The 26,597-nt window shown below is 63.9% G+C and carries 23 protein-coding genes and 1 pseudogene; 9 read left to right on the top strand and 15 right to left on the bottom strand.

The features are described 5' to 3' along the window. Nucleotides 1–19: 19 nt before the first annotated feature. Together JMY28_RS05660 and JMY28_RS05655 are read right to left on the bottom strand one after the other, a co-directional pair. Nucleotides 20–1,369 (bottom strand): ATP-binding protein, encoded by a 1,350-nt coding sequence (locus tag JMY28_RS05660; RefSeq protein WP_236596710.1) that lies wholly within the window; start codon nt 1,367–1,369, stop codon nt 20–22. A 113-nt stretch (nt 1,370–1,482) separates the two neighbouring features. Beyond that, on the bottom strand, nt 1,483–2,415 hold the full coding sequence (locus JMY28_RS05655) for a LysR family transcriptional regulator (protein ID WP_201694906.1): 933 nt from the start codon (nt 2,413–2,415) through the stop codon (nt 1,483–1,485). 139 nt (nt 2,416–2,554) lie between these two features. Here JMY28_RS05655 and JMY28_RS05650 point away from each other — a divergent pair, with 139 nt between their 5' ends. Further along, on the top strand, nt 2,555–3,538 hold the full coding sequence (locus JMY28_RS05650) for an aldo/keto reductase (protein WP_201694905.1): 984 nt from the start codon (nt 2,555–2,557) through the stop codon (nt 3,536–3,538). An 8-nt stretch (nt 3,539–3,546) separates the two neighbouring features. On the opposite strand, the pseudogene JMY28_RS05645 reads toward JMY28_RS05650, so the two are convergent. Continuing rightward, nucleotides 3,547–3,672 (bottom strand): annotated as a pseudogene (locus tag JMY28_RS05645) (SDR family NAD(P)-dependent oxidoreductase); the annotation flags it as partial. Between the two features lie 109 nt (nt 3,673–3,781). Here JMY28_RS05645 and JMY28_RS05640 point away from each other — a divergent pair. After that, nucleotides 3,782–4,687 (top strand): AraC family transcriptional regulator, encoded by a 906-nt coding sequence (locus JMY28_RS05640; RefSeq protein ID WP_201694904.1) that lies wholly within the window; start codon nt 3,782–3,784, stop codon nt 4,685–4,687. Between the two features lie 6 nt (nt 4,688–4,693). On the opposite strand, the gene JMY28_RS05635 is transcribed toward JMY28_RS05640, so the two are convergent. Then, nucleotides 4,694–4,867, bottom strand: a complete 174-nt coding sequence (locus JMY28_RS05635; RefSeq protein WP_201695223.1) for a hypothetical protein — start codon at nt 4,865–4,867, stop codon at nt 4,694–4,696. Nucleotides 4,868–5,500: 633 nt separating this feature from the next. Here JMY28_RS05635 and JMY28_RS05630 point away from each other — a divergent pair. Beyond that, nucleotides 5,501–7,444 (top strand): hypothetical protein, encoded by a 1,944-nt coding sequence (locus JMY28_RS05630; protein WP_201694903.1) that lies wholly within the window; start codon nt 5,501–5,503, stop codon nt 7,442–7,444. Between the two features lie 239 nt (nt 7,445–7,683). After that, complete coding sequence (locus JMY28_RS05625) at nt 7,684–8,343, top strand: M24 family metallopeptidase (protein WP_201694902.1); 660 nt, start codon at nt 7,684–7,686, stop codon at nt 8,341–8,343. Between the two features lie 22 nt (nt 8,344–8,365). Here the strand turns inward: JMY28_RS05625 and JMY28_RS05620 are convergent, their stop codons facing one another. From JMY28_RS05620 to JMY28_RS05610, 3 genes are all read right to left on the bottom strand, one after another. Next, a complete protein-coding gene (locus JMY28_RS05620) occupies nt 8,366–9,700 on the bottom strand; it encodes an MFS transporter (RefSeq protein WP_201694901.1) in 1,335 nt (444 codons plus the stop codon). A 4-nt stretch (nt 9,701–9,704) separates the two neighbouring features. After that, entirely contained in the window at nt 9,705–10,397 is a 693-nt protein-coding gene (locus JMY28_RS05615) for an alpha/beta hydrolase (protein ID WP_201695197.1), read from the bottom strand. A gap of 219 nt (nt 10,398–10,616) precedes the next feature. After that, a complete protein-coding gene (locus tag JMY28_RS05610; RefSeq protein ID WP_201694900.1) occupies nt 10,617–11,750 on the bottom strand; it encodes a C45 family autoproteolytic acyltransferase/hydolase in 1,134 nt (377 codons plus the stop codon). A gap of 170 nt (nt 11,751–11,920) precedes the next feature. On the opposite strand from JMY28_RS05610, the gene JMY28_RS05605 reads away from it, so the two are divergent. The 3 genes from JMY28_RS05605 to JMY28_RS05595 all read left to right on the top strand — a co-directional run bounded on the left by JMY28_RS05605 (nt 11,921) and on the right by JMY28_RS05595 (nt 14,098). Further along, the gene (locus tag JMY28_RS05605; protein WP_236596708.1) at nt 11,921–12,802 is read left to right on the top strand and encodes a LysR family transcriptional regulator; all 882 of its coding nucleotides are present in this window, start codon (nt 11,921–11,923) and stop codon (nt 12,800–12,802) included. Between the two features lie 82 nt (nt 12,803–12,884). Continuing rightward, a complete protein-coding gene (locus JMY28_RS05600; RefSeq protein ID WP_201694899.1) occupies nt 12,885–13,316 on the top strand; it encodes a hypothetical protein in 432 nt (143 codons plus the stop codon). A gap of 101 nt (nt 13,317–13,417) precedes the next feature. Next, entirely contained in the window at nt 13,418–14,098 is a 681-nt protein-coding gene (locus tag JMY28_RS05595; protein ID WP_201694898.1) for a VIT1/CCC1 transporter family protein, read from the top strand. 85 nt (nt 14,099–14,183) lie between these two features. Here the strand turns inward: JMY28_RS05595 and JMY28_RS05590 are convergent, their stop codons facing one another. From JMY28_RS05590 to JMY28_RS05580, 3 genes are all read right to left on the bottom strand, one after another. Next, complete coding sequence (locus JMY28_RS05590) at nt 14,184–15,554, bottom strand: sigma-54-dependent transcriptional regulator (RefSeq protein ID WP_201694897.1); 1,371 nt, start codon at nt 15,552–15,554, stop codon at nt 14,184–14,186. Beyond that, nucleotides 15,544–17,409 (bottom strand): ATP-binding protein, encoded by a 1,866-nt coding sequence (locus JMY28_RS05585; RefSeq protein ID WP_201695195.1) that lies wholly within the window; start codon nt 17,407–17,409, stop codon nt 15,544–15,546. Before JMY28_RS05585 ends, JMY28_RS05590 begins: the two co-directional genes overlap by 11 nt. A gap of 118 nt (nt 17,410–17,527) precedes the next feature. Then, nucleotides 17,528–18,796 (bottom strand): 2-hydroxycarboxylate transporter family protein, encoded by a 1,269-nt coding sequence (locus tag JMY28_RS05580; RefSeq protein WP_201695194.1) that lies wholly within the window; start codon nt 18,794–18,796, stop codon nt 17,528–17,530. 232 nt (nt 18,797–19,028) lie between these two features. On the opposite strand from JMY28_RS05580, the gene JMY28_RS05575 reads away from it, so the two are divergent. Further along, nucleotides 19,029–19,199 (top strand): hypothetical protein, encoded by a 171-nt coding sequence (locus JMY28_RS05575; RefSeq protein WP_201694896.1) that lies wholly within the window; start codon nt 19,029–19,031, stop codon nt 19,197–19,199. A gap of 89 nt (nt 19,200–19,288) precedes the next feature. Continuing rightward, the gene (locus tag JMY28_RS05570) at nt 19,289–19,588 is read left to right on the top strand and encodes a hypothetical protein (protein WP_201695222.1); all 300 of its coding nucleotides are present in this window, start codon (nt 19,289–19,291) and stop codon (nt 19,586–19,588) included. Between the two features lie 78 nt (nt 19,589–19,666). Here JMY28_RS05570 and JMY28_RS05565 read toward each other — a convergent pair whose 3' ends face one another. From JMY28_RS05565 to JMY28_RS05545, 5 genes are all read right to left on the bottom strand, one after another. Then, a complete protein-coding gene (locus JMY28_RS05565; protein ID WP_201694895.1) occupies nt 19,667–20,830 on the bottom strand; it encodes a porin in 1,164 nt (387 codons plus the stop codon). Nucleotides 20,831–20,953: 123 nt separating this feature from the next. Next, nucleotides 20,954–21,634, bottom strand: a complete 681-nt coding sequence (locus JMY28_RS05560) for a response regulator (RefSeq protein ID WP_201694894.1) — start codon at nt 21,632–21,634, stop codon at nt 20,954–20,956. Nucleotides 21,635–21,653: 19 nt separating this feature from the next. Beyond that, nucleotides 21,654–23,030: a sensor histidine kinase gene (locus tag JMY28_RS05555; protein ID WP_201694893.1), complete on the bottom strand. Its 1,377-nt coding sequence runs from the start codon at nt 23,028–23,030 to the stop codon at nt 21,654–21,656. Between the two features lie 64 nt (nt 23,031–23,094). Beyond that, nucleotides 23,095–24,114, bottom strand: a complete 1,020-nt coding sequence (locus JMY28_RS05550) for an ABC transporter substrate-binding protein (protein ID WP_201694892.1) — start codon at nt 24,112–24,114, stop codon at nt 23,095–23,097. A 669-nt stretch (nt 24,115–24,783) separates the two neighbouring features. Continuing rightward, entirely contained in the window at nt 24,784–26,367 is a 1,584-nt protein-coding gene (locus JMY28_RS05545) for a methyl-accepting chemotaxis protein (protein WP_201695193.1), read from the bottom strand. Nucleotides 26,368–26,597: the final 230 nt, after the last annotated feature.

Raw genomic sequence — 26,597 nt, 5'->3', positions numbered from 1 at the left:
GCGCACGGCGCGCCGCATTTCACGCATCCGCGCCGCCAAGCACGAGCCGTCCTTCCAGTCCGCCTTCGGGCCGGTTGCGCAGCGTAAGCTGCGCGCCCATCGCCACGGCGAGCTGGCGCGAGATCGCGAGGCCGAGACCCGTGCCGCCCGTGCCCCGATTGCGCGAGGTTTCGAGCCGGTAGAACGGCTCGAACACCTTTTCGAGCGCTTCTTCGGGAATGCCGGGGCCGCTGTCGAGCACCGAGATCGTGACGGTCTTGTCCCGCGGCGACGCGCTCACTTCGATGGCGGCCGTGCTGCCGTACTTCAGCGCGTTGTCCACGAGATTGCCGACGATGCGGCGCAGCGCCTGCACACGCGTGACGATCGCCACGTTCAGGCGGCGCTCGAAGGTCACGGGCGAACCCGCATCCACGTAGTCGCACACCAGGCTGTCGAGCAGCGCGTCGAGATCGACGCGGGCGGGCGCTTCACCGGTGCCGTGCAGCGTGCGCGCGTAGGCCACGCCCTCCTTCACCAGTTGCTCCATCTCGTGCAGGTCCTGGGCGAGCTTGCCCGCTTGCGCGTCGTCGTCCATCTGGTCCACCCGCAGGCGCATGCGCGTGATCGGCGTCTGCAAATCGTGGGAGATGGCCGCGAGTATCTGCATGCGCTCGGCCACGTGCGCCGATATGCGCTCCTGCATGGCGTTGAACGCGCGCGCCGCGCGCGCCACTTCGGAAGGGCCTTCTTCCTCCAGGCGCTCCGCCTTCAGGTCCGGACCCAGCGCGTCGGCCACGCGGGCGAGTTCGTGCAGCGGCCGCGTGGCCGTGCGCACCGCGAACCAGCAGCACGCCGCCAGCACGACGAGCTGGGCGACGAGCACAGCCGGCAGCCAGCCCGACAAGGGCAGCGCGGGACCCGGGCGGTAATCGATGGTGAGCGGCGAGCCGTCGGAAAGCCGCAAATGGATCTGCAGACGTTCACCGTTGCCGGGCACCGAATTGGTGGTGAGCGCGTACTTGTCGGCGAGGCCCGCCGCGATGGCCGACGCCACGTTCTTCGAGCGGCTCGCGTCGGGCGGCTCGCCGGGCGTGCCGGGTCCGAGAATGAAGCTGTAGGTGCGCCGCGCGAGCTGCGGCAGCCACGCCGCGCGTTGCGCTGCGGGCAGATGGTCGAGCAGCGCCACGGAGATGGCGACCTCGCGCGAGATGTAATTGGTCATCATGTTCGCGGTGGCGTCGTTGCGCTCGGTCATCGTGAGCTTGAACGACAGCAACTGCGCGAGCGCGAGGCCGACGCAAAGGATCAGGGCGAGGCGCGCGAACAGCGTGCGCGGCCAGTGCAGCGCGCTCATCGCCGCGCCGCCCGCAAAACCATCGGCGTGCATGTTCGGACTCCGTGTGCAGGGTATGGTGGGTTTATACCGTATGCCGCGAGAGGCTTTGTATCCCACTGTATCGGCGCGGGCGCGGGACACAATACATTGCAGGCCGATTCATTTCATCGCGTTTGCGGCTTGCGCTGCGGTGCGGCATCGGCCGTATCGGCCCACTCGCGCACGGCCTGCGCGAAGAGGCGCAGCGCCGCGGGCGGATGGCGATTGGCCGGATAGTAAAGGCAGAGCCCTGAAAACACCGGCCCCCACTCGGGCAGCAAGTGGACGAGCCGACCGGCGGCCACATGCTCGCCCACGAGCGATTCCGGTACCCACGCCACGCCAACCCCGGCGAGCGCCGCCTCGACCATCAGGTTGAGATTGCCGAGCGTGAGCGGCCCGTCCACGTCGATGCTGGCGCTCTTGCCTCGGTGCGCGAAATCCCAGCGGAACAGCGCGCCGCTCTCGAAGCGAAAGCGGATGCAGCGGTGCCGCTCCAGGTCGTGCGGCGCGCGCGGCGGCGCATGCTGCGTCAGATACGCGGGCGAGGCTACCGCGCCAAAGCGCATGTCCTGCGTGAAGCGGATGGCGATCATGTCGCGCGGCACGTCTTCGAGCACGCGCACGCCAGCGTCGAACCCGCCGGCCACGATGTCCACGAGCCGCGAGTCGACCACGAATTCCACGCGGATGTCCGGATAGCGGGCGAGGAACCCCGGCAACACATGTCGAATGAGCGGGCGCGCCCCCGATTCCGACGCGCTGATGCGGATCGATCCCGAAGGCCGGTCACTCGCGGTCGCGACGTCGTTCACGGCGTCTTCGAGATCGGCCATGGCGGGCCGCACGCGGTTGAGCAGTTGCTCGCCCGCTTCGGTCAGCGCCACGGAGCGCGTGGTGCGGTTCAAGAGGCGCACCCCGAGCTTCGCCTCCAGGTTGCGCACGGTGTGGCTGAGCGCGGACGGCGAAACGCCCAGCATGCGCGCCGCGCCGCTGAAGCTGCGCTGTTCAGCGATCATCACGAAAGCCGTCAGTTCGGATAAGCCGGTACGCACCATTTATGAATTTCGCTCAATACCTCATGCAAGTTTAGCGGGATTGTTGAGCGGCATGCAGCAACCTAAACTGGGTCGGGTAGAAGGCGGCTCCCGCGTGAACACCGGGGCCGCTCGTCCAATCGCATTAAAGGAGCAAGACATGCAAAAGCGCACACTCGGCAAGAACGGCCTCGAAGTTTCCGCGTTGGGCCTCGGCTGCATGGGGCTGAGCTTCGGCTATGGGCCCGCCACCGAAAAGACGGACGCGATCCGTCTGATCCGCACGGCGTTCGAGCGCGGCGTCACGTTCTTTGACACGGCCGAAGTCTACGGGCCCTTCGTCAACGAAGAACTGGTCGGCGAGGCGCTCGCGCCGATTCGCGACCAGGTGGTAATCGCCACGAAGTTCGGCTTTCAGGACGGCGACTCGAAGAAGCCCATGGACAGCCGGCCCGAGCGCATCCGCGCCGTCGCCGAGGCGTCGCTCAAGCGCCTGAAGACCGATCGCATCGACCTCTTCTACCAGCACCGCGTCGATCCGAACGTACCCATGGAAGACGTGGCGGGCACGGTCAAGGATCTGATCCGGGAAGGCAAGGTGAAGCACTTCGGCCTTTCCGAAGCGGGCGAGCAGTCTATTCGCCGCGCCCACGCCGTGCAGCCCGTAGCCGCGCTGCAAAGCGAATATTCGCTCTGGTGGCGCGAGCCGGAGCACAAGGTGATGCCGGTTCTGGAGGAGCTGGGCATTGGCTTCGTGCCGTTCAGCCCGCTCGGCAAGGGCTTTCTGACCGGGGCGATCAATGAGCGCACGTCGTTCGACCAGAGCGACTTCCGCGCGATCGTGCCGCGCTTTTCCGAGGAGAATCGCAAGGCCAATGCGGGTCTCGTCGACGTGTTAGGCCGTCTTGCGGAGGGCAAAGGTGCGACGCGCGCGCAGATCGCGCTGGCCTGGCTGCTCGCGCAAAAGCCGTGGGTCGTGCCGATTCCTGGCACCACGAAGCTTTCCCGGCTCGACGAAAACGTGGGCGCGGCCAGTATCGAGTTGAGCGCTGGCGATCTCGCCGCCATCGAAGCGGCGCTCAAAGAGATCCAGGTGGTGGGCGACCGCTATCCGGCGCAGTGGCAGCAGCGGGTAGATCGCTAAAGCGGGTACGGCGCGCGGCCCGGCAGCACGACGCATGTGCGCACATTGAACGGCGCGAGTTCGTGCGCAAGCGACTCCGTAAACGCGTTGACCGCCGCTTTGCTCGCGGCGTACACGGCGAGCAGCGGCAAGACGGTTTTCATGAAGGCTCCTGCAAGTGGGTTGGCACTACCCGGTCGATAAGCCGCCGTAACTGGACTTGCTACAATCAGAACTCCATGCTTCATTTGCAGGAGTCCGGTCATGATCGACCCGCTTGCCGAAGTGGTCGCGCTGCTCCAGCCGGGCGCCTCGCTCTCGAAAAGGGTGAGCGGCGCCGGTGCCTGGCGTATTCGGCGCGTGGATGCCGGGCAGCCCTTCTACTGCGCGATCCTCGAAGGTTCATGCCGCCTCGAAGTGGATGGCCAGGAGCCGGTCACGCTCGAACCCGACGATTTCATCCTGATCCCGGAGGCCCACGGCTTCACGGTGTCGAGCCTCGATCCGGCGACGACGCAGACCACCGACACCACCCCCGTCGCGCAGCTCAGCGGCGAATACCGGCTTGGCAACCCGAGCGGGCCGCCCAACGTGCAGATGCTCGTGGGTTACTGCGTGTTCGGCTCGCCCGATGCGGCCTTGCTCGTCTCCCTGCTCCCGCAGCTCGTCCATGTTCGTGGCGAAAAGCGGCTCGCCACGCTCGTACAACTCGTGCGCGACGAGTCGCGCGCGCAGCGGCCCGCGCGCGATGTCATCCTCGCGCGCCTGCTGGAGGTGCTGCTGATCGAAGCGTTGCGCTCGACGGGGGACGCGTCGGCTACGCCGGGCCTGCTGCGCGGTCTCGGCGACCCGCGCCTCGCGCCGGCGCTACGGCGTATGCATGGAAGCCCCACCCTGCCCTGGACCGTCGCGCAGCTCGCGAAGGAAGCGGCGCTGTCGCGCTCGGCGTTTTTCGAGCGCTTCCGGCGAGCGGTGGGTGTCGCGCCGATGGAGTATCTGCTCGGCTGGCGCATGGCGATCGCGAGAAACCTGCTGCGCCGGGAAGCGCAGGGCGTGGCGGAGGTCGCGCTGCGTGTTGGCTACAGCTCGGCCAGCACGTTCAGCGTGGCGTTCACGCGGCACGTGGGCGTGCCGCCGGCGCAGTATGCACGGGAGCAGGCGGCGGGTTGAGGGCGCTCAGTGCGAAATGCTCTCCAGCGACTTGCAAGGCGTGCGCCGCCGCATCAGGCCGATGCAAACCATCACGAGCGCCATTGCGCCCGTTATGAAAACAAACACGCCTGTCACGCCGAACGCCTCTTCCTCCTCGACCGAAATGAACAGCCCGAAGCTATAGGGATCGATTCGCATAACCGCCGCAGCAGAGTCAATTAAATTCCGACCCGAATTAAATCAGAAAGGGATTTAAAAGGGAAATATAGACCAAAGAATTAATTACACTCTCGGTCTTCAGCCCGCCCCAGAACTGCCGATATAGCCGGAAATAGCAACTGAAACACGCAATCGATGCAGCAAGCATTACCGGCTTCTCTTGAGGTAATTAATACCTTGCTATTGGCGGAAATTCACTAAGTTTCGGTAATTGAAACTCATGTGAATTCGTGTGACATTTTGTTACGTCTGATTTTCACATGCCAGGGGGAATTATCGGTAACATCCGCCGCGCGTCTGACTTCAAGTAGTGACTTTGTAGTCTCGTCCGAAAATATTGCGCACGTCTCCCCTCCTCCAGGGATCCAGCGCAGGGCCGAAATTCCCGACGGGCAGCCGTAGCGAGGGCGCAATATTTACCCACGCGAAAGCGAAGGACAGATACGCACGTTCGCGCGGATAGCGCGAGCCGCGCGGCGCACGTGGCGGGCGCAGGGCTCATCGAGCCGTTGTGCCGCGTCTGCCAAAACTCATTCTTCAGACCTTAGCCAGCCTCTGAGCGCGCAGCGCGCGCCGTCGCCGGCTGGGCGTCGCTTTGCCTTTTCAATAACGATGAAACTCTTTTATCTCTTGCTGTCCTCGTCGCTATTCCTCGCGGCGTGCGGCGGCGGCGGTTCCGGAAGTTCCGGGGATGCAACCAATGCCTCGGCCACGTCGCAGAATGCAAGCGGCGCCAATACCAGCAATGCAGCCGCAGCCGCGGACACGGCGAACGCGGGCTCGACCGCGCTCACGCCTGGGACGATGACCTGCGGCTCCGCTTCGACATCGAGTGCAAGTTCCAGCAGCGTCCTCGTTTCGGCCGATACGCCGACCACGCAAAGTGGCCGCATTTTCGCCTCGGCCACGGCGTTCCCTGTCGCCTTCACGACCAACGCCCCTGCCGCCGACACGCTGATCTGGTCGATTGCCGACCAGTTCGGCAACGTGGCCGCAAGTGGCCGCCTGCCCGTGACGGCAGGCCCCCTGACGACCACGCTCTCCTGCACGTCCACGCTCGCGGGCTACTTCGCGGTGTCCGCTACGCTCGCCACCGCCGGCGGTCAGCTCCCCGAACTCGGCACCCGCCCCGCTGGGACCGCGACCTTCGGCGTGCTGCCCAATCTGGCCAACATCGTGCCGAGCGTCACGTATGCGCATCAGGACTTGCATCGCTTCGGCATGCAAGGCGAGGACGACAACACCTCCGTACTCTCCTCGCTCGGCATCTCGTGGACGTACGACCATCGCGAGCTGTACAACATGGAGCCGAACGGCCCCAACACCTTCAACCCGAACGCCAATAACCTCGACCCGTTCTACACCACGGGCCAGGTGATGCGGCTCGTGCGTCTGGACGGCATTCCCGCGTGGGCGAGCCCGACGGGCGCGTTCGAGGACGAATCGCTGCCGCCTACCGATCTCGCGTACTACCAGAACTACATGGCTCGGGTCGGCACGGAATCGAACATCATTCGGACGACTTATTTTCCGAACCAGTCGGCCAACTACTACCAGCTCACCTGGGAACCGGATGCGCAATGGCAGGGCACGAACGCGCAGTTCGTGCAGCTCTATCAGACCGTCTATCAGGGCATCCACTCGACCGACCCTCACGCTGTCGTGATGGGCCCGACCGATACAGCGCCCTCCGGCACCGCCGACCAGCTCAAAACGCTCGCACCGCTCGGCTACGCGCAGTACATCGACGGCGTGACGACGCACGGCTACTACGACATCAACGGCACCTCGCCTTCGTATCCGCCGGAGCGTCTCGCGACCGATCCGGCCAACGCATCCGGCTCGCTGATCGGGCAAATGCGCGCGCTGCGCAGCGAAATGGCCGCCGACTACAAGCCGGGCATGAAGCTGTTCACCACGGAACTGGGCATCAGCTATGACAACGGCTCGTCGTATGGCGCCAACTATCCGACTGCCAACATCCTGTACGCACAAGGCGCGCTGGTGGCGCGCAGCCACGTGATCATTCTGGGCGAGGGCGCCGATCAAACCTGGATCTTCTATGGCGCGGACTTCCCAGGCCTCGTGGGCTATGGCACGTTCTTCGATCTCGCCGACGCCCAGGGCCAATACGGCGCGCAGGACATCAGTCCCAAGCCAGCGGCAATGGCCGTCGCGGCGATGACGCGCATTCTCGACGGCACCAACACGCTCGGTCCGGTGAACGGCACGCCCTCGGGTGTCTACGCCTACGCGTTCCGGCAGTTGAACAACGGCGCGGTCATCACAGCGCTCTGGACGCACAACAACAGCGTGTGGAGCGCGAGCAGCGGCTACAGCTCGACCTATAGCGTGGCCTACAGCCTCGCGGTGGATGCGCCCGGCACGAGCGGCACGGTCACCGTGCTCGACGAGATGGGCAACCCCACGACGAAGAGCTACACCAATGGCCAGCTTTCGCTGAGTCTGACTGAGTCGCCGGTGTACGTGATTTCGCAGAATGCGACGGTGGCGAGCGCCAATTCGACGCTTCCCACGGGCTACGTGCCGAACTGACCGAACTTGAGCGGCCACCTGGTCGCACGAAAAGCGTTACCCCGAAGCGCCCGGCCCGCGGACACTGTTCCGCGTGCCGGACGCTTCGTCCGTTTACCGTCGACGGGCTTGCTCCCCGCGAGCGGTAAATCGTTGCGGTTGTCAACGAACCGAAATATACGCGAGAATATAGCGTTACCGTCCCGGTCCCCTATGTCATGGGCGTGCAATGGGCGGCAAGACAACTGGAGCGACATCAGGTGAACACTGGCAGCAAGGAAGCGGTGGGAGGGAAATTCTCGGCCGCCGCCATGGCGCACGCACGCGTGATGACCTGGAAGGCGATCGAGCAGATTGCGGCGGCCATCCGGCCAGGCATGCGCGAATCGGAAGCCACAGCGCAAAGCAAGTCCATACTCGAAGCGCTGGGCATGGATCGCATCTGGCATCCCGTGCTGATCCGCTTCGGCGAGAACACGCTGCGCATCTTCAAGGAGCGCTCCGAAGGCGACCCCGTTCTGGGCGCGGACGACATCTTCTTCATCGACCTTGGCGTGGTGTGGAACCAGCATGAAGGCGACGCGGGCGCCACCTTCGTCACCGGCAGCGACCTGGAAATGCGGCGCTGCGCACGCGACGCCAAGATCATCTACGACGAGGTGGCCATCCACTGGCGCAGCACGGGTTGCAGCGGCAAGGCGCTCTACGCATTCGCCGCCGCACGGGCGAGCGCCTACGGTTGGCGCCTGAACGTCGATATCAAGGGCCATCGTGTGAGCGACTTCCCGCACGCCATCTACCGGGCCGGCGACCTCGGCGACTTCGAAACGGTGCCGGCCGCCGGGTTGTGGATCCTCGAAATACAGATCGCTCACCCCACGCGCGCGTTCGGCGCGTTCTACGAGGACCTGCTCGCCTAGCCGCGCGTTGTGCGTGACGCAATCAGGCTGAAGACGTCTGTGCCTCGTAGCTCTGCTGCGCGCGGTCGTCATGCAACACCCGCCGCCCCGTGCGCGTAAGCAGCACGAGCACGATGGCAAGCAGGCTCGTGCCGAACAGATAGCCCGGCGGAATGAATCTGGCGTCGGTAAATCGCGCCACGACCGAGATATAAAAAGGCGCCAATCCGCCGAACAGCATCACTGCCGTGTTGTACGCGATCGCCACGCCTGTGGAACGGCCTTGCACCGTAAAGATCTTCACGAGCATGCCGGGGTGTGCGGCGCCTTGCAGCGTCAGGAACAGCATGCCGACGATCTGCACGAACATCAGCCTGTACTCGCTCGGCTGAGCGAGCAGATACCAGAAGAGCGGAAAGACGCACACCATCCATCCCGCAATAAATAAGCAGAACAGACGATATGCGCCAATGCGGTCGGCGAGCTTGCCGAACACGGGCGAAAGGATCGACATCGCGAGGCTCGTCACGAACACACCCCGCAGCGTCGAGCCCAGCGAGAGATGCAGCTGGAACTGCGCATAGTTCGGCAAATAGGCGTTCCACACGTAATTGAGCGAGGTGCCAGCGATCATCACGCCCATCGCGCACACAAGCGCATCGCCGTTTTCGCGCACGAACTGGCGTGCGCGCGCGAGCGCCGGCGCCTGCGCGGCGGGGCGCGCCTGCATGCGCTGAAAATCTTCCGACTCGCCAATATGATGGCGGAGATAGAAGCCAATCGGCCCAACGAGCGCACCGATCAGGAACGGCACGCGCCATCCCCACGCGGCGAGCGCTGCATGCGAGAGATGGCTTGTGAGCAGGTAGCTGAAACCGGAGGACAGCATGGCCGCCACGCCGAGCGAGACCATGTTGAAGCTGCCGTAGTACATCTTCTTGCCAGGCGGCGCCACCTCGTAGATCGTGACCGACGAGAGCGCGAACTGCGCGCCCACCGCGAAGCCCTGCACCAGACGGCCGATCACCACCAGAATGGGCGCCGCGGGCCCGAGCGTGGCGTAGCCCGGCGTCAGCGCCAGCAGCAGCGAGGCCACGGACATCGCCACCATGATCCACGAGAGCGCCTTTACGCGCCCCGCGCGGTCGGCGTACATGCCCATCACCACGCCGCCTATCGGCCGCACGAGAAAGCCGACCGCGAACGTCGCGAACGTCAGCAGCAAGGACTCGCCGCGATTCACGCCAGAGAAAAACGTCCGCGCGATCAAGCTCGAAAAATAGGCGTATACCGCGAAGTCGAACCATTCGAACGTGCCGCCCGCCACGGTCGTGATGATGACTTTGCGGATCTTTCTGGCTTCGCTGACCGTGTCCATCGGCTTAGGCTCCCGTGCGCATCGTGCGCAGGCTTTGCGCGAAGAAGTCCTGAACCACCTCGACCACCTGCAGGCCGCTGTGCGCGATGTTCTCGAGTTCGTCAAAGCGTACGCCAATACCGGCCGCCTCGAACGATGCCTTGAGCGCTCTGAGCCGTTCCGGGCGCGTTCTGCCCGCGTCGTTGATGCCCGGCAGGTACATCGGGCTGTCGTCACGCACGGTGATTTCCCACGTTTCGAGATCCGCGCGGCCCACCACCATTTGCACCGGCACACGACGCAGCGCGGCGAGATCGAAAGGCTTGCCGAAATGCCGCTCGAAGCCGCCCACGCCCAGCCACCAATCCTTCGACGCGTCCAGCAGCGTCACATTGCCCGGCGCGCCGATAGTGGCCGCCCACAAGCGCTCGGGGTGAACGTAGGCGAAACGGTTGACGAACTGCCCGCCGCCCGAGTAGCCGAACAATGCGAACTTCTCGAAGCGTTTGCCGTAGCGTTCGCCGACTTCGCTCACCATGTCGAGCAGGACTTTATCGTAGTGGATGTCGCCTTCCACGAGGCGCTTGAAACCATTGCGGTCGCCGTCGCCGCGCACGCCTACGGGAAAGAGCGGGCACAGCACGATGCAGCGGTTCCAGCGGCCGAAGCTCGCGAATGCATCGCGGTACTGAATGAATTGCCGGCCGGTGCCGTGCATCACCACAACCAGTTCGACGTCGTTGCCAGGCGTCGTCACTTCGGGCGGTACGTATAGCGTGTATGGGAACCGGGAATCGTGCCGGCTAGCGTACACCGTGGTCGAACCCAGGTCATAGAGCGCTTCGGCATGCGCGGTGACTGCCGCGAGCGGCTGTTCTGCAACGTCGGACATCGGTCTCTCCTCCTGATTCGTTTCTGATAGGGCGTCTTTTGCGCTTCAAGCGACTTCGATAATCGGTTCGTGCTGCAGGCTGTAGCGCGTAAATACGCGGTTGAGCGCCGGCATTGGCGCGACGTCCATCTCGCCGCTGGCCGGCAGCATGACGATCATCGCGACCGTTGCGCTCAGCGTATGACGCGTGCCGAGGCGCGGCGGGCGGCAAACCGAATGCGGCGTGCCGAAGGCGTCGAACAGCGCGGCCTTCACCGCGTTGCGGTCCACCTTCGGCGCCGCGTTTAGCAACTGGCGCACGCGCCAGTCGCGGTAGTAGCTGTCGGGTGAGTTCTCGCAGCCGGTGTCGCGCAGCTTCGTGCGCGCGACCGGACTCATCCAGTGGTTCGCGTGCACGATCAGTTGATCGTCGCCGGGCCAGATCGGAAAGGCCTCGTCCGGCGCGCATTCGAAATCGATGCCGAAGCCTTCGGCCATGCCCAGCATGATGTTGTTCGAGCACGACTTCGGCGTGGTGGCGATCGTGCGCAGCGCATTGGCGAATACCGGTTCTTCGAGCACGCGGCGACGCAGCAGCGAGAGCGGCACGCCCATCTGCGTGAAGTCGCGATCCGATTCGAGGTAGTTCGCCGTGATCGACACACCCGCTGCGTTCAGGCCGCTGCGCGCGAGGCCGCCCGCTTCGACGAAGGTGAGATAGTCGGGCCCGTCGTCGCCGCGCACACGCAGGACGATGCCGGTATCGACGCAATCGGCTTTCCAGTCCCAGTTCTGCGCGTGGATCAGTTGTCCGGTTGCCGAACGTGACGGCAGCACGAGCACCCCGGTGCAGCCGTCTTCGTCTTCGGCGTCGGACGGCATGGTCTTTTCTGCGCGCGCCTTTGCCAGCACCTCGGTGCGGGCATTGATCATGACGATGTCCTCGAACGGCACATCCGCGCCCGCCGCAATGCCGCGCATTTCGTCCAGATACGCCGGCTGGAACTCACCGATGGCCTGTTCGAGCGAGCGGATCAGCGCCATTTGCGACGCTTCGCTATAGCCGATATTGCGCAGCGTCTGGCCGTAGCGCGACGCGCTCAGACGAACGCGATCGGCCACGGCGCGGCCATATTGCACCCCGCGCTCATACGGCTTGCCGGACACGCTAACGAATGGAAACGGCTGGATTTGCGGCATCGAGTGACTCCCACGCGAGAAACGAGTGAACTTGAATGAGCCGATTCTCGGGCGAGAAAAACAAAATAAAAAGCGTTATTTTATTTACTGAAAGGAAAGATTTTTTTGTGTTTCGTGCGATCATGCGGGCACGGCAGGACATGCCAAACACTCGCCCGAGGAGGCGGAAGATGAGCGAAATCCGGATGCTCCGGACCTTTCTGGCGATCGAGAAGCACGGCACCATGGCGGCCGCCGCCGATCGCATGGCGCTGACCCACGCGGCGGTCGGCGCGCAAATGCGCACGCTGGAGCGCGTGTGCCAGCGGCAGCTGTTCGACCGCAGCGGCCGCAGCATCCAGCTCAACGACGCGGGCCGCTCGATCCTCGAACAGGCGCGCACGGTGGTGGCGGCCTACGACTCGCTGCTGCGCGGCGTGGCCGACACGCACAGCATCGAAGGCACGGTCACGATTGGCGCGACCGTCTCGTCGATGGGCTTTCTCGCCGCCAACGTCATCAAGCTCAAGGTTCCCTACCCCGCGCTGAAGGTGCGCCTCACCCATGGCAGCAGTCCGGAACTTGAGCGTCAGGTGCGCGCGGGCGAGATCGACGCCGCGGTAATCATCAGCGAGCCGCGTACCACCACGCTGCCCGAATCGTGGGAGTCGCTCTATGAGGAGCCGCTTGTGCTGCTCGCCAATCCCGCAGTCGGTCCCGCCGACGCATCCGCGGCCTCGCTGCTCAAGCGCTTGCCGTTCATCGGCTTCGAAGCGGCGTCGCTCACCGGCAGGCATGTGACCAGCCTGCTGCGCCGCCTGCGCGTGGAGGTCAATCCGGTGCTGGAAATGAATTCGATCGCTGCGATTGCCGACCTGGTGCGGCAGAACGTGGGGGTTTCGATCGTGCCGAGCCTGCGGCACGCCGCATGGGCCGACGACCCGCAGTTGGTCGTCAAGCCGATTCCCGGCACCACGTGGCGCCGCCACGTGGCCTGGTACGAGTTCGGCCGCCAGCCGCGCGCCACGGCTATTGTGAAGAATCGGCTGCTTGCGGCGCTCTCGCGTCCATGATGTTGTTCTGCGAAAATGCCTTGAAAGAACCTTTATGAGTCACGCTCCGTTACTGGCGCTGCCGCTCTATCTGGAATGCAATATGAAACGACTATTACTCGCTGCGCTCGCGGCCACCTCTTTCGTGACTTGCGCGCACGCGCAAAGCGACACCGCCGGCTCATTCACCACCCCTTCCGGCACACTGCAATTCGTGCGTGACGACCGCGATTTCGTCGCCATCATCGACAAGGATATTTTCGATCGCTTCGACGCGAAAACACTCACCCATTTCGATGAAATCGGCCGCGACAACAGCACGGTTACGCGTATGCTCGTGCAGACCAATTACGGCCCGGTGCTGTACGACTTTCGCCGCCGTCCGCCAGTTGTGCAACACGTGAACGCGCACATGACCGTCAAGCGCGTGTTCTGGCAACCCGATGAAGTCGTGATGCAAGGCCCGGAAGGCTGGTTCCGGTTCAGAAACGGCACGCTGACGAAGCTGCAATCGACGACGACAACGTACCATTGAGTGCGCGTGTCTGCCGGTGTCGTCGTCCGGTTTGATTGCTCATGCCGGAAATTGAGCTACGAATAGGAGCCGTTCGAGCCTCACCCCTGCAAAGAGGTCCTATGAGCACTGTCACGCCGACCGGACAAGACGAACCCGAAACGCGCGAGCCGATATTGAATACCGTCGATCGCGTCACCGAGCTGTGCTTTGGCCTGTTCATGGCGTTGACCTTCGTCGGCGCGGTCAAGGCCGTTTCAGTGGACGAAGACGTCGGGCGCAAGTTGTTCTTTTCCGCCCTCGGATGCAATCTCGCCTGGGGCCTCGCCGACGCCGTGATGTTTCTCGTGCGCACGCTTGCGGACCGCGGACAGCGCCTGAAGCTCGCATTGACTGTGAAACGCGAGCGTGACCACGCCACCGCCGTACGTGTACTGCGCGACGCGTTACCGAAGGCGCTGGAGCCGCTGATCGAGAACGCCGAACTCGAGCAGATTCGCGCACGCCTCGCCGCTATGCCCACGCTGCCACCGCGCGCGCGTCTCGCACGTGGGGATTATCTCGGCGCACTCGGCATCTTTCTGCTTGTCGTCGTATCGACGTTTCCGGTTGCGCTGCCGTTTCTCGTCCTCAAGGATCACGCAACGGCGCTGATCATCTCCCGCGCGCTCACGCTCGCGATGCTTTTCGGCGCGGGCTTCGCGCTTGGACGCTACACCGGCGGGGGCGCAATGAGAGCGGGGTTCGCGATGACGCTGGTGGGCGTCGTGCTGACGATGGCGATCATCGCGCTGGGTGGGTAGTTGCCGGCGGCGAAATGCGGAGCCGCCGTCGTCGCCCGCCGACAAAAAAAGGTCGATGACCGTTCAACTTCCGGTAGTGGAGTGCTCAGTCATCCTTATCGTCCTTTTCCTCACCCAGCGAATCGCGGGCCGCGATCTTCAACTGACGCAGCTTGTGATAGAGGGTCTTGCGTGGCATTCCAAGTTCGGTGCTCGCATCCGCGACGTTACCGTGATGGCGTCGCAAGGCGCTCTCAATCAACATGCGTTCGAAGTACGCGAGCTGGTCCGCAAGCGTCTCCCCTTTCACCGTAGCCGCGCCCGCGGAAAGCAGGTTGTCGCCGGTCAGCCCGAGCACGAAGCGGTCGGCGACATTCTGCAGCTCGCGCACGTTGCCGGGCCACGCGTGCGTCATCAGTTCGGACACCTGTGCAGCGGTCACGACCGGCGCCGGCGTGCCGAAGCGGCGCGCGGCCGCGAGCACGAAATGTTCGAATAACAGGGGGACATCCTCGCGCCGCTCGCGCAGCGGCGGCAGTTCGATCTGCGCGACGTTCAAGCGGTACAGCAGATCGGCTCGAAAGCCGCCTCCGGCAGAGACTTCGGCGAGGTCCGCCTTCGAAGCGGCGACGATCCGGCAATCGACCGGAATCAGTTCGTTCGCGCCAAGCCGCTCGACCACGCGCTCCTGCAGCACGCGCAGCATCTTGATTTGCAGCGGCATCGACATCGTTTCGATTTCGTCGAGAAAGAGCGTGCCGCCGTTCGCCCATTCGATCTTGCCAACGCGCTTCTTGATCGCGCCCGTGAATGCGCCCGCCTCGTGCCCGAACAGTTCGCTTTCGAACACCTGCTCGGGCAGTCCGCCGCAGTTCAGTGCCACGAAATGCGCGTCGCGCCGCGCGCTGAAGTCGTGCAGGCTGCGTGCGATCAGTTCCTTGCCGGTGCCCGTTTCGCCGGTGATCAGCACCGACACGGACGTATCCGCGAGGCGCAGAATTTTTTTGCGGACTTCCGCCATGGCCGGCGACTTGCCGAGCACCAGCGCCTCGATCCCCTGCCAGTTGTGCAGCGTCGCGCGCAGCCCCTCGACTTCGAGCGTGAGCCGCCGTTTCTCGACCGCGCGAGCCACGCGGCCCGCGATCACATCGGACGAAAACGGCTTTTCGATGAAGTCGTAGGCACCCACGCGCATCGCACTGACCGCCGTCGAAATATCCGCATGCCCGCTGATCAGCAACACCGGAATTTGCGGGTCGATCGCCATCACGTGATCGAGTAATTGCAACCCGTCGATGCCGGGCATGCGCACGTCCGAGACGATCACAATCGGCGCGCCCGGCGCGACGTCGGCATAGGCGTCGGCCGCCGATGCATACGCGCTCACGGGAAAGCCCGCCAGCGCCACCGCCTGCTCGACGCCGATGCGGACATTTTCGTCATCCTCAACGACCAGCACGCGAATCTCATCTGCCATGTTCTGTCCTTTGCGGCTCGGCGGCCGCGAATTCGATCGTGAAGCGGGCTCCGCCTTCGTCGCGATTCGTTGCGGTAATTTTCGCGCCAAAGCCTTCGACAATGCGCGACGTGATCGCAAGCCCGAGCCCGAGGCCTTGCCCGCGCGGCTTGGTCGTCACGAACGGCTCGAACAGGTGCGCCAGCACATCCGGCGCGATGCCGGGGCCGGTGTCGTCGATGGTAAAGCGTACACGGCCTTGTGCGTCGGCCTCGCCGGCCTCCATCGCGATCACGCGCGTGCTCGCGTCGCGCACGGCGTCGAGCGCATTGCCTAGCAGATTGACGATCACCTGTTGCAGTTGACTCGATTCCGCGTAGACGGTCGTGCCCGGCGCGATCCGCACGTCGAGCCGCACCGCTTCGTCGCGGATCCGCGACTCGTAGATGAGCCTCGCATGGGCGATAGCTTCGCCAAGCGACACCGCCACGCGCTCCACTTCCGGCTTGCGCGCGAACGCCTTCAGTTCGCTCGTCAGGACTGCCATGCTGTCCACGAGACGCCCGACGCGCTCGAGATTGGCGATCGCCTGTGCGGGTTGATTGCGCTCGAAGAAGGTGCGCGCATTGTCGCAGAGCGTGCGGATCGCGACGAGCGGTTGATTCAGCTCGTGCGTGAGCCCCGCAGCCATCTGGCCGATCACGGCGAGCTTGCCGGCATGCACGATCTCCTGCTGCGTGGCGCGCAGGCGCTGCTCGGTGCGTTCGCGCTCGGCGATCTCACGCTGCATCTGCGCGTTTGCCTGCGTGAGCGCGGCGGTACGCTGCGCCACGGTCGTTTCCAGCTGGTCGTTCGCGCGCCGCAAGGCTTCTTGCGCCTTGAGCTTTTCCACGATCACGCGGCGGCGCTGCACCGCATACAGCGCGTAGAGCGCGGCGATCAGAAACACACCCGTCACGAACGCGAACGCGATTCGTTGCTGCCGCCTTGCGCCCGCCGTGTCGAGCAGCGCCATGATCGTGTCCTGCCCTTGCGGCGCGGGGCGCGACATCACGAGGAAGCGGGCGGTGTCGCCCGCGCGGCGCGGGTCGGGGAAGATGCCGATCCACGCGCTCTCATTCCAGTCGCCGACGCGCCGGAATTGCAGCGCCTCGACAATGCGGCCCGCGTATTGCCGCGACGCCTGAATATCGCGCTGCTGCGGCTCGGTGATCGCTCGCATGGCGGTGAATTTCCATTCGGGCTGGGTCGAGATCACGATCACGCCGTTGCTGTCGACGACGATCGCCGCTTCGCCAGGCGTGCGCCACGCGGATTCGAGCGCGTCGACGCTGACCTTCACGGCGGCCGCCCCTATCGCCGTGTCGCCATCGTGGATCGCATTCGCGAAGTACAGCCCCGGAACGCCGGTGTTCGTCCCAATGCCGAAGAAGCGGCCGCGGCCCTGCGCGAGCGCGTCCTTGAAATACGGGCGATACGACACGTTGGTGCCGACGAAGCTGACCGGCTGGTTCCAGTTGCTCGCGGCGATCACCGTGCCGTGCGCGTCGATCACGTCTACGGCGCCGCTGCCGACATCGTCGTTGACCGCTTCGAGGTAGGTATCGACCGCGGGCAACATGCCGCGCGCTTCATCGGGCGAAGCTTTGAGCAACGCGCGCACGCTGTCCTGCCGCGCCACGAGTGCGGGGACCATCTCGAAGCGTCCCAGCTCGCTTTTCAGGCTCGCCGCGTAGAGATCGAGCCGATGCTCGCCCACGTCGGCCAGCGCGTCGATCGCGCGATTCCAGGCGAACTCCACCGCGGCGGCGGCCGCGCCAACATACAGCACGGCCGCCGCCGCCCATCCCCACCATGGAATGCCCTTGTAACGCATGCGCACGTTCACCCTCGTCGATTGGCTGCCGCCAGACGGCGGGTTCAGCGGACACCGCGCGCCGGTTCCACCGGCGCCGTCATCGCGAAGGCGCGTGCGAGGGGCGCACAGCAGCGCGTCATGCGCCGAAATGCGCGAGCAGGATGAGCGTCACGGTCACGACGATGGCGCCGCCGATACGCGTGGCGATCTGCGCGAACGGCATGAGTTGCATGCGGTTCGCGGCGGTGAGGATCGCCACGTCGCCGGTGCCGCCCTGGCCGCTGTGGCACGCGTTCACGATTGCGGTGTCAATAGGGTACATCTTCATCAGGCGCCCCACCACGAAGCCTGTGCCCATGAGCGTGACCACGGTCGCGGCAATCGTCACGACGTTGACGAGCGTGAACGCGGCCATGAGCTTGTCCCACGGCGTCATCGCCACGCCGATCGCGAACAGCAGCGGGTACGTGACCGCAGTCGAGAAGAACTTGTAGACCACGAACGCGCCTTCCTGCAGCGGCGGCGAAACCGCGCGCGCGAGCTTCACGAGCACGGCGAGGAACAGCATCGCCACCGGCGCGGGCAGGCCGAACAGCTTGTTCGCCATCAGGCCGATGAGGTACAGCGTGATCGCCGTGATACCCGCTGCGGCGATGTGGCTCACATCCACGTGACCGCGGACTTCGTCGTTCGACGACCCCAGTTCATCGGTTGCGCCAATTTGCAAACGGCCGTTGCCGGTGAGATGCGGCATGCGCTTGCCCAGCATGTCGAGCATGCCCGAGAGGATGATGGCGATGAGGCTGCCGAGCATCACGGGCGGCAGCACCTGTGCGAACAGGTCGCCTTGCGCCACGTGCATGATTTCCGAGTAGCCCACCGAGAGCGGAATCGCGCCTTCACCCACGCCGCCCGCCATGATCGGCACGACGATATAGAGCAGCGTGTGTTTGACGCCAAGGCCGAGCGCCGCGCCAACCGCCGTACCCACGATGGTCGCCGCAACCGTGCCGGCCGCGAGCGGAATGAAGATCTTCAGGAAGCCCTGGATCAGCACGCGCCGGTCCATGCTCAGAATGCTGCCGACGATGATCGAGGCGATGAAGAGATACAGGAAGTTGGTCTGCTTCGTGAACTCGACCGTGAGGTGCTGCACGGGCGCGGGCAGCACGTGGTAGTACACGAGCGCCGACGGCACGAAGGTCGCGAGAATCGCCGCCGCGCCGATATTGCGCAGGAGCGGCAGGCGCTTGCCGAGTTCGGCGCACGTGAAGCCGCAGAAGGCGAGCACGGCGATGGCCATCGAGATCTCGCCGGGCACCTTGCCGGTGACCGCGAAGCCCGCGATGAGCGCAAACAGGATCACGTAGATCGGCAGCGGAATGATGCCGATGCGGATTTCCATCAGCTTCCACCAGCCTTCGGGCCAGAAGCGGGTTGGGGTCGTGGCGGATGTCTCAGGGACTGCCTGGGTCACCTGCGAGGCGGCGGATGCGCTGTTCTGCACGGGATGTCTCCTTCGTTTTCGCGACCGGACTGCGTCGCGTCTCCGGTGCTTGTTTAATAAGGGGTGCGGGCTATCGAGGGATAGGCCGCCGGGTGTCTATAAAGCAGTAGCCGTGCCAGCGCGTTCCCGCGTGGCGATCGACCTGCAACCTGTTGATTTATTTGCCATTTCCATGAACACCCCCCACCCCGGGCATCCCACCGCTCCGAAATTTCAGAATCGGCCCGAGCCGCAGGCCGAAATCTCGGCCTGCCTGCTGACCGATCGCACCCGCCGCCCTTACGAACGGCACGACCCTTGAGCTCATGGCAAGAGTCATTTTCAGAATTCGCTCTGGAACGACGCCGATCGTTGGCCGAAGATGAATCACCGCACTTTGAGGAGCGAGCCATGAAGATCGTCTTGCCAGGATGCGCCGTCGTTTGCGCCGCGGCGCTGTGGAGTGCCTGCGCGCTGGCCGCGCCGCCGGGGTCCGCTTATCAGACGTCTGTGCAGTTATCGAGCGGAAGGAATCTGCTTTGCAGCGTGAACGAGTCACAGCCTGCTGGCGAAACCGCGGTGCTCACGCGCCGCGAGCAAGTGGAGGCCGATGTCCTCGCCACGCAGCGTTTGCGGCTCGTTAGCGGACCGGAGTCGCCTTACCCCTCTGCCTATACGGCGCCGAGCGTGGCCTGCGTGAACGCGGGTTGATGCCGCGGAAAGAACAACGGGCTCGATTCGCCTGACGAATCGAGCCCGTTGTGCCATGAGCGCGGTTGAGAAGCCGGCTCAGAAGCGTGTGCGCACGCCCGTCGTCACTTCGACCTGGTTGGTCGCGCCGAAGGTCGTGCCCACCGTGTAGCCGCCGTGCAGCTTCATGTAGTCACCCGCCAGATACACTTCGGTGCGCTTGGACAGGTGATAGAAGATCGAGCCGTAGAGCGTTTCCTTGAAGCCGTTGTGCAGCCCGCTCGTGGGATCGAATGCGCCGATGTTGGCGTTCGGAATATCGCCATCGACGTTATACGCGGCGTTGTGCGTGCGCATTTGCTGATAGCCCAGTTCGTAGTCGAACGCGCCCTTCGGCACGAGCTTGAACGACACCGTCCACGCATTGTCCTGACGCTGGCCGAGCGCACCCTGATTGCCCCAGTAGCGGAAATAGCCCGCATTGGCGCGCACGATGCCGATCGTGTAGTTGCCGCCCACCGAGAACGCCTGGTTCGTGTTGCCGTTGTTGTTCACGTGGCTATAGAAGGTCGAGGCCGTCCAGGTCGGGGCGTTGTAGCCGAGTGCAAACTGATAGTTCGCATTGTTGCCGAAGCTCGTGGAATTGCCGAACGCATAGCCCGCCGCCGCGAAGATCCCATTGTCGAACACCTTCTTCCACGCGAGGCCATTGTCATAACGAGTGCCCGTTGCGCTCGCGGCGTAGAAAATCATCTGTTTGAAGTTGTTCGCGTTGGTCCAGCCGCCCTCTTCCGTCGTGAGCTTCGCGTTGCCGTACGGGTCGCCGTAAATGGCCGCGGCGTCGCGCGCGATGGTGTTCTGGAAGCCCGCCGTGATCTTGCCGAAGCGGTCGTCCTCCACGCCCACCCAGGCGTCGCGGTCGAAGATCTGGCCCGGGTCTTCCATCTGGCCGTCGCTCACGCGGTATTCGCTCTCGAGCCGGAAGATCACCCTCGTGCCGCCGCCAATGTCTTCAGCGCCTTTCAAGCCCCAGCGGCTGCCGCTGAACCACGGTTCTCCGCCAATGCCCATGCCGATCACGTGATTGCCGTTGGCGTCGGCGTGCGACTGATACGTCGGGACGCTCAGGTCGATGAGACCATAGAGTTGAACGCTCGATTGCGCGTGTGCGCCGCTCGCCGCCAGTGCGCCAACCGTCACGGTGAATGCAAGGTGCCTTCTCTTCAAGATCGTCTCCAGGAATGCATGTGTTGAAGTTTTCATGGACCCGCTGGCATCACTCAGCGGGTGAGACGAATAGTAGAGAGGTGAATCCTTCGCGATTCTTTCACGAACAATCTGTATTCCTAAGTACATTCACCAATACCGGCAACAAAGCCGGCCTGCTCAGGCCGGCACCGGCTCCTTCGCGCGAAGGATGTAGCCGAGGCCTCGCAGCGTGGTGATTTGCACGCTCGACTCCGCCAGATGCTTGCGCAGGCGATGGATGTAGATATCGATCGCGTCCACACTCGGTTCGTCGCTCAGGCTGCAGATGCGCTCCAGTAGCGCATGCTTCGGCACGGCACGGCCCTGGCGCAGCATGAGTGCTTCGAGTATGGAATGCTCGCGCCGGCGTAGCGTGAGCGGCGCGTCCTTGTGGCGGAACTCGCGCGTGTCGCAAACGTACTGCAGGTCGCCACAAGTGAGCCAACCCGACTTCTCGCCTGTCTGCCGCCGTATCAGCGCCTTGATACGCGCAACCAGTTCGCGACTGTCGAACGGTTTGACCACGTAGTCGTCCGCGCCGGCGCCGAAACACGCCACCTTGTCGTCGATCGAGCCATGCGCGGTCAGCATGAGCACGGGCACGTTATTGCGCCGGCGCCGCAAACGGCTGAGCACGTCCTTGCCGCTCAGGCGGGGCAGGCGCATATCGAGGAGCACGAGATCGTAGCTCTGCGTAAGCAGCACCGAGTCGGCGGCCTCTCCATCGACCACGCAGTCCACCGTGAAATTCTCGGCGCGCAACAGGTTGACGATCCAATGCGCGAGTTCGGCATTGTCTTCTACGAGCAGCAGCTTCATGGTCCCTCCTCACCTCTTCTCATCCGGACCAGACAGGCAAACGCACCGTCGCGACCAGACCCACGCGCGCGGCCCCGGCGGCCACGCTCACCGAGCCGCCGTGCGAGCGCGCGACCTGGTGCACGATGGCAAGACCGAGGCCCGTGCCCTCGGTGTCCGCCGCCACGCGATAGAAGCGCTCGAACACGTGCGCACGCGCCTCGGCTGGAATGCCGGGGCCGTTGTCCACCACCTGCAGCATGACCTCGCTGTCTTCGCTGCGGCAGATGGCGGTCACGCGGCCGCCGGGCTGCGTATAGCGAATGGCGTTGTCGATCAGATTTGACACGAGCGAAGCGAGCAGGCCCGTGTTGCCCGCCACGTGCACATCGTCGGCGAGTTCCGCGCCGAGATCGATGCCGCGCCGCTCCGCGGCCTGAACCATCTCTTCGAGCACCGAAGAGACGACCTCGGCAAGATCGACACGTGTCTGGCTGCGCGACGATTGCGCCATCGACTCTGCCTGCGCGAGCAAAAGCAGTTGATTCGTCAACTCCGCCATTTTCTGACTGGTGCGGCGCACGCCTTTGAGTGCGTCGTAAAGCGCGGGATCGCGCGCGTCGCATTGACTCGCGAATTGCGTTTGCGTGGTGAGTAGCGTGAGCGGCGTGCGCAGTTGGTGCGCGGCGTCGGCAATGAACTGGCGCTGCATGGCGGCATGCACCTTGAGCCGCGCGATGCACTGGTTGATCGCTTCGACGATCGGCCTCAGCTCCGAAGGCAAATGGTCCGGGCGGATCGGCTCCAGTTGCTGGGGCTCGCGATCGGCAACGTCGTCCTTGAGCTTCATGAGCGGCCGCAGTTCGAGCGTGAGGCCGAGCGGCACGAGCAGCGCGACGAGCGCCAGCATGAACCACTGGCGTGCAAGTTGCGGCCTCCACAACGCGTTGATCATCGCCTCGCGCGACGCGATCGTCTTGCCGACGATCACCATGACGCGTTCGGCACGCCCCGAGTCGTAGAGCATGCGCTCGTAGGCCACGGCGCGGATCGGCATCCCCGCATATGTGGTGTCGTAGAACACAGGCACCTCGGCTGTATCCGCGCGCGGCAGCGGCAAGTCCTGCGCGCCGCCCAGCAAGCGGCCATTGCCGGCTAGCACCTTGTAGAAAACGTGATCCTGCCAGGGCGATTCGAACAGCTCCAGCGCCGCCGGCGGAATCGACGCATTGAGGGAGCCGTTGTCCCAGTCGACGTCTTCGATGATCGTCCGCGCCGAATTCAGCAGCGAGTGGTCCTGCACGAGATCCGCAGTCTGCCGTGCGGCGTCATACGACACGCCGCCCGTCACGACGACAAACGCGGCGAGCGGCACCAGCAGCCACAACAGCAATCGCGCACGCAGACTATGCACCATGTCACGCTCTCTCAGAGACAAAGCCGCCGTGCGGCGCGCGCAGGACGGCGGCACTGGGCGTCCTTCATTTCGCGCCGACGAATTCGTTCGTATACGTTGCGGACAAATCCACGTGCTTGCCCTTGACCGAGGGATTGAAACTCGAGAGCACCTTCAGTACGGTCGCCGGTCCGTCGGCGGGCATCTTGCCGTCCGCGGTGTACATCGGCAGCGAGGCCTTGAGTGCGCTCACATAAAGCCCCTTGTCCTTTTGATAGTCGGCGGGCATTTGGGCGGCGATTTCCTCGGCGCTGTGCGTGTGAATGAACTGCATGGTGCGCACGAACGCATGCGCAAGCTTCACCGCCTGCGCCTTGTGCGACTCGGCCCACGCGTCCTGCACGTAAAGGCTTGCGGCGGGATAGGTGCCGCCGAGCGCGGCGCGCGTGCCTTCCACCGTGCGCATGTCCACGAGCACCTTCGCGTCGCCGGCTTTCTGCAGCGCCGAAACGGTCGGCTCGGTCGTCATGCCCGCGTCGATGCGCCCTTGCTTGATGGCGGCGATGAAACTCGCGTCCGCGCCCACCGGCAACATAGTGTAGGCGCTGGAGGCGATGCCATGCTGGCTCGCGAGATACTGCGTGAGAAAGCTGGTCGAGGAGCCAAGGCCCGTGACGCCCAGCGTTTTGCCTTTCACATCGGCCATCGACTTGACGGTGCCGGCCGCTTTCGACGACACCATCTCCACTTCGCCCGGCACCTGACCGAACACGACGATCGCCTTGACGTCCTTGCCTTTGGTCTGCAAGTCGATGGTGTGATCGTAGAAGCCCACAACGGCCTGCACCGCGCCCGCGAGCAGTTCGTTCTCGGCATCCACGCCCGCGGGTTGCGAGAGCAACTCGACATTCAGCCCCTCGTCCCTGAAATAACCCAGTTGCTCGGTGAGGCGCGCGGGCAGGTAAATAAGCTTCGTAATACCGCCGACCATAATCGTGATCTTGTCGCCGGCATCGTCGGCGGCATGAGCGCCATGAAGCGCCATGGCAAACAGCAGACCACCAGCGAGTGCGACTTGACGCAGCGCGCCAGAACTGGGTTGCATTGAGTGTCTCCATCAGAATGGGCCGGCGGCGCGATGCTGGCCGCCTCGATCGTTTCGGGGATTCTAGTGATTCAAACCCTTCTCGAAGCTTTCGCGGGTCCCGCCGATTTATACGGGATTTCCATAAGCGGCGGCATTATTTATGCCTTTTATATTTCTGAATAAAAATGGCTTTTATTCAGCCAGAATAGCTCGCCAACTCGATGCGTCGTTATGTTGAAACCTAAAGCAGCGGCAGCGCCGCTTTTAATTTAAACAGGATAACTTAACGATTGAAACCACGAAACGTATCCACGTTCCGTGTTCACTCAACAGGGCTTGCCCACCTCAACCGTAACCTTCGACCGGGCGGCTATTACGCCGCCCGAAGCAACGGTCACAGAACACGCTGGACGGCGCGGGCGGAGTCTGTGATGTCCTGCCCAAAACCGGCGACCGTATTGCAGCCCGCCAGAGCGGCCAGTACGCCGACCATCGATACCACCACCAGAAGCCGTCCCATCATCTTGACTACCCCGTAAGCTCAATTTTTTGATTGTTGCGCGTGCGGCCGCTTATAGCGCCAATCCGCCGCGTATAGCGTCTTTACATCCGCTGGAGTTGCGTATTTTGCCTCTGGTCGGCCCGTGTCTGCAAATTGCCAGCGGCTGCGGTTGCGAACGGCGGCGCCTACCCCTGTAAAGCATGCCGCGCGGGCATATCGGCCGAGCCGGTTAGCCTGAACATCGAAACGGAGCCCTTGAGATCGTTCGCCTGCGCGGCGAGCGCACTTGCCGCCGCCGCGGCCTGCTCCACGAGCGCCGCATTCTGCTGCGTGACCTCGTCCATCTGCGTGACGGCCTGACCGACCTGGCCGATGCCCTTGCTTTGCTCCTCCGACGCGGCCGTGATCTCGCTGATGACATCGGTCACGCGGCGGATTTCCTGCGTGATCACGCGCATCTTTTCGCCGGCCTCGTGTACGTGCGCCGCGCCCGCGTGCGAGCGTTCGACCGATTCGTGAATCAGCTCCTTGATTTCCTTCGAAGCCGCCGACGAACGCTGCGCGAGCGAACGCACCTCCGAAGCCACCACCGCGAAGCCGCGCCCCTGCTCGCCGGCGCGCGCCGCTTCCACCGCCGCATTGAGCGCGAGAATATTGGTCTGGAACGCAATGCTCTCGATAATGCCGACGATGCTCGCTATGCGGTCCGAGCTGGCGTTGATGTCTACCATGGTCTGCACGACGCGCGAGACCACGGCGCCCCCTTGCTCCGCGGCTTCGGCGGCTTGCGCGGCGAGCTGGTTCGCCTCGCGGGCGCTGTCGGCGTTTTGCGAAACCGTGGACGTGAGTTGCTCCATGCTCGCCGCCGTTTGCGCGAGCGACGCGGCCTGCTCTTCCGTACGCTGCGAGAGGTCCTGATTGCCAACGGCAATTTCGTTGGTCGCGGTGGCGATGGAATCCGCCGAATGCTTGATTGTGTCGATGGTCTGCGTGAGTTGCTCCTGCATGCGCTTCATCGAAAACAGCAGGCTCGAGCGGTCGTCCGCTGCGATCTCGACCACGGCGGTCAAGTCATTGCTGGCGATGCGATTGGCGATTTGCGCCGCGTAGGCGGGTTCGCCGCCCAGCGAGCGCAGAATGCCGCGATTGACCACTGCCACGACCGCCGAAAGCGCCAGTGCGATCGCGGCCAGAATGCCGAGGCTCCAATAGAGCGTCACCCGGAATGCCGCATCGATATCGTCGACGTAAAGACCCGTCGTGAGAATCCAGTCCCACGGCTGGTAGGTCACGCTATAGGAGATTTTGGGCGCAACGTCGTTCGTGCCGAGACGCTTGAAGGAATAGGACACGAAACCCTGACCTTCTTGCTTGATGACGGAAACAATTTCTTTGAACAGGTAGATGCCGTTCGAATCCTGAAAGTCGCCGACGTTCTTGCCGACCAGGTGCGGGCTCGCGGCATTCATCAGTAGCACGTACTGCGAATTCATAATGCCGAAGTAACCGCCCTCGCCGTACTTCATGTTCTTGACGGCGTCCATCGCGCGCTTCTGGGCGTCTTCTTGCGACAGTGCGCCGGCGTTGGCGCGCTCGCCGTATGACTTCACTACGCTCAGCGCGATCTCCGAGGCGTGCTTCAAATCCGCCTTGCGCTCCTCGAGGCGCGTTGCCCGCGTCTGCCACGCATCATCAATCGATACCCCTGCCAGGCACACGAGGCTTAGAACCAGCGGCAACCAGAGCCTTTGCACAAAAGAAAGCTTCATCATTCTGCGGTCTTCTAATATTTTGAGGAGCGTGCCTGAGCAAGCGGCACCCCGCCATTGCGGGCACGCACTGCGAGAGTAACTGCGAATAACGGCTCGGGCTGCGCACGCATTAGAGGCAGAAGACGCAACAAGCTCTTGCACAAATCGATGCACGCGCAACGTGTGTTTTTTGTAGTCGCATAAATGACGCGAACCAACAAAAGAGCGCTCATCGAACGACACGGCTA

It is taken from the genome of Paraburkholderia hiiakae (assembly GCF_904848665.1).
Lineage (GTDB): Bacteria > Pseudomonadota > Gammaproteobacteria > Burkholderiales > Burkholderiaceae > Paraburkholderia > Paraburkholderia hiiakae.
This window is presented reverse-complemented; position numbering and strand designations above follow the sequence as displayed.